The sequence below is a fragment of the Ilyobacter sp. genome (assembly GCF_041583315.1).
Taxonomy (GTDB): Bacteria; Fusobacteriota; Fusobacteriia; order Fusobacteriales; family Fusobacteriaceae; genus Ilyobacter.
In genome coordinates this window covers 1-5,721 of sequence record NZ_JBFHGC010000137.1, presented here as the reverse complement: position 1 = coordinate 5,721, position 5,721 = coordinate 1, and the positions used below count along the sequence as shown (strand labels likewise).

Below are 5,721 nucleotides of genomic sequence, written 5' to 3'. Positions count from 1 at the left end.
TATTAGTTTTCTTATAAACTACAAGACCCCATGTCTTACGTGCTGTATGAGTAGATATTTTAGTTTTTAAATTATAGTAGTCTGCGATCTCTGTATAAATGTTATGAATTGATATTCTTGATATATGATTTTTATTATTTACTACTCTATTCCCTTGACCAACAAAAAGAAACTCATTCTCAATATTTAATTTTATTTCTTTTCTAATCTCTAAAGCTCTTTTTATGGATTTTATACAATTTTCATTTAAAGCCACTTGGTTAGCTTTTTTAGTTTTTTTATCTTTTGAAATATAATATCCATTTTTTAAAAATTGGTTAGCCTCTTTAATTGTAATTTTTAACGTGTCGGAAACTCTTAAAGCTAAATTAAGAGATATTTTCCAAAAGTGAAAAATAAGCTCATTTTTATTTTTTAGTCCATCTTCAAAGATTTTTAATTCTTTTTCATCTTCAAATCCTTCGATTTTCTTCTTCATCTTTAACCGCCTGTTTTACTATGATTTCTAATTAACAAATTAATCATAACATATAAAAATATATAAAACAAGTTTGATCATATGTTTTCATTAGATTTTCTACTTAACAAAATGCTATTTTGTTAAGTAGGGAATACAAGGGTTTTTAAAACTTAAAAAAGTATCCTGGATTAAACTGTACCCTTTGTCAAGGAAATATAAAAAAGAGTAAAATTAATATAATAGCAATTAAATAAAATAGATCATAGAAGTCAAGTACTATAGTATTGGACTAAAATCGGATGTCCGAGACCAATTATCCCTTCCGTACTCAAAAGATCTCTCCTTTAGGGGCTGGGCTTCGTGTTATTCTATCCAGTGGGTCTGGATGGATAAAAAAAGACCTAGATTTTTAAATCTAGATCTTAGGAGTTTCCATTTAATTGTTTAATTTTCCTAAAATTTCTATAGCTCCAATTTCAAATTTTGAAAATGCAAACCACTTTTTCCCTAAATCTTTTAATGAAGCACCTATATGGTAGATATTTTTTTCATCTAAAATTAAAAATCTATCATGAGCCTCTTTAAGTTCCTTTATTTTTATAGGTGGATATTGAGAATTGTGTTTTTCTAAATCTAATTTTAGTTGTTTGGTCAGTTTTTTAGTGTAAATAATAGCACTACATTTATTGTCTCTTTTTGATAGCAACGTTAAAACAGTTTCATCTACATAATTATCTATTAAAACTATAGATTTACTGGCACTTTTGATTAAGTTAGCCACAAAAACATAGGCATCAAACATTTGTCCTTCAAAGAAAATCCCTTGTTTTGGTTTAAGGGTCTTATCCTCTAAAGCATTTAAAATGTTATCAAATTTGTCCTCTGTTTTTATTTCAAATGAAATTTGTCTTTTTTCCATAAGATCTAGCCTTTTAAAAATATCAGAATTTTGTGATATAAATTTTCTCATATTAACAAAACTATTGATTATTTTGATACTTACTTCGATAGCTGTTTTACTCTTTAAAACTGCGCTAAGCATTGAAACACCTTGTTCGGTAAAAACATAAGGCAGGTATCTTCTACCACCATGTTGAGAATTTGAGGTCACAGTTTGTGACCTCAAATTCTCATGTTCATCTTCAGTCAATTGAAATCTAAAATTGCCAGGGAATCTATCAATATTTCTTTTGATAGCCTGATTGAAAACTTTTGTTTCAACTCCATATAATACAGCTAAATCTTTGTCTAGCATAACTTGTAAGTCACGAATAGTATATATATTATTTTTTATTTCTTCATTTCCTAAAATCACTATATCTTTATCCATTGTATAATACCTGCCTTAATTATTTTTTTATATAGATTTGTTGATTTGCAGAGTTTTTCTTTAGTTTTTCAATATTAAGAGTTAAATCTTTTTCTATTTCAAATAAAAATGCTCTTCCTAAGTTCATCCTTAAACCTCTATCAATTCTATTCCATTCTACTCCTCTAAATAATTCTTTTACCATAAATAATTCACCAGAGTTCAAATTTTTAGTTTGCTTTATAGCTTCTTCTAAAAGATCTTTTAATTTCATAATACCTCCAAAATTTCATTTTCTTATATAGAATCATTATAAACAACATTGTATATAATGTCAATCTAATTTAGGACATAATTTAGGGATTATCGCAAAACAAAACAAAAAAATAAATTGGCGGTTATAATGATAATTTTAATTAATTACGATTATGTAAGTTTCAGAATATTCATTCATAAGTTATCTATAATAATTAGCGGAAGTAATGAAAGTTAATATAAGGGTGACTTATATCTACTATGGTTACTTCTCCTAATTTTTTGAAATTCTCTAAAAAAGATTATCTACTATTTTAATATAGCTATAGTATTGATTGATCTAATAAGATTAATCCAGTAAAAAAAAACATATATTCCCGGATTAATTATTTTCATTGATTAAATTAACCAAAACTTTAACTATAGTCTCTTTTTCTGTTGGTTTACTCTCTGCAATCATTAGAGTTATAGCTACCAATGTATTGTCAGCTATTCGTTTACTACCATCTTCCCTGTAAAGAATCCTGTTTGCTTCCATAAAATATATAAATATTGCCGCTGCTATTCTTTTGTTTCCATCACTAAAAGAATGATTTTTCACTACAAAATAAAGTAAGTGGGCACCTTTTTCTTCTATACTTGGATAAACCTCTTCTCCAAAAGCAGTTTGATATATGGCTCCTAGAGACCCCCTAAAGGAATCATCTTTTTCATTTCCAAATAGATCGGTAGCAAATTCAGTTTTCATACTTTCAATTACTCTCATAGCTTCTTCATAGGTTAATATATAAGCATCTCTCTTATGGAAACTTGCTATTTCAACATTTTGATGATCGTAAGCATCCAATAGATCCAGTGCATATGAATAGTCTGAGATTACTTTTAACAATCCTGTGGCTTCATCTAGCCCAATTCTTTGGGTTTCAACAGTTCTTTTCAGTATTTCGATGGTATTCTGTAATTCAATCAATTTAACATTCTGAGCTTTTAATTGTTTTTCATTGATAGCATATCCCTGGATTAGATATTCTTTTAAAATGTTAGTTGCCCAGATTCTAAATTGAGTTCCTATCTTTGAATTCACTCTATAACCTACTGAAATAATAGCATCCAGATTATAGTATTTAATTTGTCTCGTTACCTTTCTTTTCCCCTCTTGACGAACTACCGCGTATTTTGCGGTAGTTGAAATTTCTTCTAATTCTTTTGATTTATAGATATTTTTTAAATGAGTTCCAATGGTGTCACTATCTTTCCCAAATAATTCTGCCATCTCTTTTTGACTCAGCCAGACTGTTTCCTTATTTAAATTAACTTCAAAAGACAATCTTCCATCTTCAGTTTCATACAATAAAATATCTTTAGTATTTTTCATAGTTGATCTCCTTTAAGTTAATTTTTTCTATAAATTTGTTGACTAGCTGCATTTTTTTCAAGTTTCTCTATATTTAGATTTTTAAATTCTTCTATTTTAAATAAAAATTGTCTTCCAACGTCTTTTCTCATAGTTGGAGATAATTTTTTCCATTTATATCCAATAAAAAGATCTTTAACCATAAAGGTATCCCCAGAAACCAAATTTTTAGTCTCCTCAATAGCAATAGCTACAATTTCATATGTTTTTAAATCATTCATCTTCTTTACCCCTACTTTTTCTAATTTGATAACAATATTGTAAACAAAATACTCTGTTTTGTAAAGATGATTTTAATTTCTAATCCTAAAATTCTTATAATTACATCTGCATAAAAAATATAGGCACAATACACCCAAGTTCTCTTTACATTATGAACGATTCTTTGAAGGATACAAACTTATATACTGCTTTAACGGATATTCCCCCTTCATTTGTAGAGTGCGATCCATATCGGGCAACACTTCGCTGAGTCAATAAGTACAGGATTGGGGGAACCTAGACCATCTCTGCCAGCTATAGATCCTCTGTTAGAAGAACACGATGTTTATTCCCTTAAGAAGCGATACTTGGAGTATGGCAGGGATAAACGGTCTCGGATATCCTTTTTTCTTTATCATATTAGGAGTACTTGGAATTTACTTTTATTAAATAAATAAAAATTACTGGAAGTAACGAAAGTAAATATAAAGGGAATTGTATTTACTTTAATGATCTTGGATAATTATTTACAGCTAGGATGACTTTTGAAATATTTCTACTAAAAAACGGAGCGTGGCCTAAAGAGCTTCCTTTGACCTAATCTAAGAGTACTATGTGTAGATTTTTTAAAATTATTAATAGATACTAACTTCCAGAATAAGAATTTTTTTATTATTTTTATGAAGTTACTATCTGGATTTGACGTTTTTTTACAATAAGAATAATTTAAGAAGTGATACTATGGATATTATGAATTAAAAAGGAGTTGAATTTTATGATAGTATTTTATTTGGGAGGAAAGAATAGATAAAATTATTGCTTCCCTGTGAAAATAAAATAAGATTAAAAATATGGAGGAAAAAGTGGCAATTAGAAAAATAAAAGAAGAAGAAATTTTAGAGGCCGTAGAGCTTTGGTATGAGGTATCTGTAAAAGCTCATAATTTTATATCATCAGATTTCTGGAAAAAAAATAAAGAATTAATGGCAACAAAGTATCTTCCTGCTTCAGAAACATATATTGCAGTTGAAGGTGGGAAAATATTAGGATTTGTAGCTATGGCAGAAAATTTTCTTGCTGCTATATTTGTAGATGAAAAAGAGCAGGGTAAGGGAATAGGTAAAAATCTTATAAACCATGTGAAGGAAGGCAGAGAGGTAATTCGGCTTAATGTATATAAGAAAAACCAAAAAACTATTGATTTTTATAAGAGTCAGGGATTTAAAATTATTTCTGAAAAATTGGAAGTAGCGACAAATGAAGTAGAATTTATTATGGAATGGACGACCTAACTCATAACTGAGAAGAGATAATGGTGTGTAGTATGAAAAAGACAAAGACTTGCATTCTAAAGAGAATAGATTGTAAGTTTCGGATAAGCTGATACTAGAGGCACATAGGAAATTGTACTTTTTTTCGGGTCTATCTCAAATTACGTGTACATTCAATTCCTAACTACTAGAGGGAGAGCTGTTAAAATGGCTCTCTTTTTACATATATTTTTCTGCTTGTTCTGGATGAATTATTACTAATATTCTTAATATTTTTTCTAATGATTCATCAGTAGGAAAGATTGCCTTAAACCTACTTATCTTTTTAAATTGGCTATTAATACTTTCAATTGTATTTGTTGTATGCATCATTCTTCTTATCTCTTGTGGATACTCAAAGAAACAACTTAATTCAGTCCAATATCTATACTAACACCATAAAATATTTTGTTAAGTTTTTGAATTATATTTATGATAGATAAAAAATAATTAAAAATTTAATAATCTAAATAGGGTAAAGGCCTTGATTAGGATTTTTTTGTCGTTTTTTTACAAGAAATATAGATAAAATTAGATTATAATGAACCAAGTTATTAATAAAAAAAGGAGATGAATTATGATAGTAGCAAATTTTGGAGGAAACCTGAAATAAAAAAAGACCTCCGTTAACAATTCATATAATAATTAGGAGGAAAAAATGAAAGGCAGAATTATATCAGTATTTAAAAATTTATATAGGGTGTCAATAGAAAATAAAGAGATCAATGCACCAATAACAGGAAATATGATAAAAACTACTAATTTCCCGGTG

At 28.0% G+C, this 5,721-nt stretch carries 6 protein-coding genes and 1 pseudogene; 1 reads left to right on the top strand and 6 read right to left on the bottom strand.

The window, feature by feature from the left end; all coding sequences use genetic code 11:
• The 5 genes from ABZA26_RS06255 to ABZA26_RS06235 all read right to left on the bottom strand — a co-directional run.
• On the bottom strand, positions 1-478 hold a 478-nt coding region (locus ABZA26_RS06255), incomplete at its 3' end, for a tyrosine-type recombinase/integrase (RefSeq protein ID WP_372713662.1).
• A 418-nt stretch (positions 479-896) separates the two neighbouring features.
• Positions 897-1,790 (bottom strand): ORF6N domain-containing protein, encoded by an 894-nt coding sequence (locus ABZA26_RS06250; RefSeq protein WP_372713661.1) that lies wholly within the window; start codon positions 1,788-1,790, stop codon positions 897-899.
• Positions 1,791-1,809: 19 nt separating this feature from the next.
• Positions 1,810-2,043, bottom strand: coding sequence for a single-stranded DNA-binding protein (locus ABZA26_RS06245; protein ID WP_372713660.1), 234 nt, complete (start codon positions 2,041-2,043; stop codon positions 1,810-1,812).
• A gap of 363 nt (positions 2,044-2,406) precedes the next feature.
• Positions 2,407-3,399 (bottom strand): RhuM family protein, encoded by a 993-nt coding sequence (rhuM, locus tag ABZA26_RS06240; protein WP_372713659.1) that lies wholly within the window; start codon positions 3,397-3,399, stop codon positions 2,407-2,409.
• 17 nt (positions 3,400-3,416) lie between these two features.
• A complete protein-coding gene (locus tag ABZA26_RS06235) occupies positions 3,417-3,659 on the bottom strand; it encodes a DUF1413 domain-containing protein (RefSeq protein ID WP_372713658.1) in 243 nt (80 codons plus the stop codon).
• An 843-nt stretch (positions 3,660-4,502) separates the two neighbouring features.
• Here ABZA26_RS06235 and ABZA26_RS06230 point away from each other — a divergent pair.
• Positions 4,503-4,931, top strand: coding sequence for an N-acetyltransferase (locus ABZA26_RS06230; protein WP_372713657.1), 429 nt, complete (start codon positions 4,503-4,505; stop codon positions 4,929-4,931).
• A 198-nt stretch (positions 4,932-5,129) separates the two neighbouring features.
• Here the strand turns inward: ABZA26_RS06230 and ABZA26_RS06225 are convergent.
• Positions 5,130-5,318, bottom strand: a pseudogene (locus tag ABZA26_RS06225) (transposase); the annotation flags it as partial.
• Positions 5,319-5,721 lie beyond the last annotated feature (403 nt).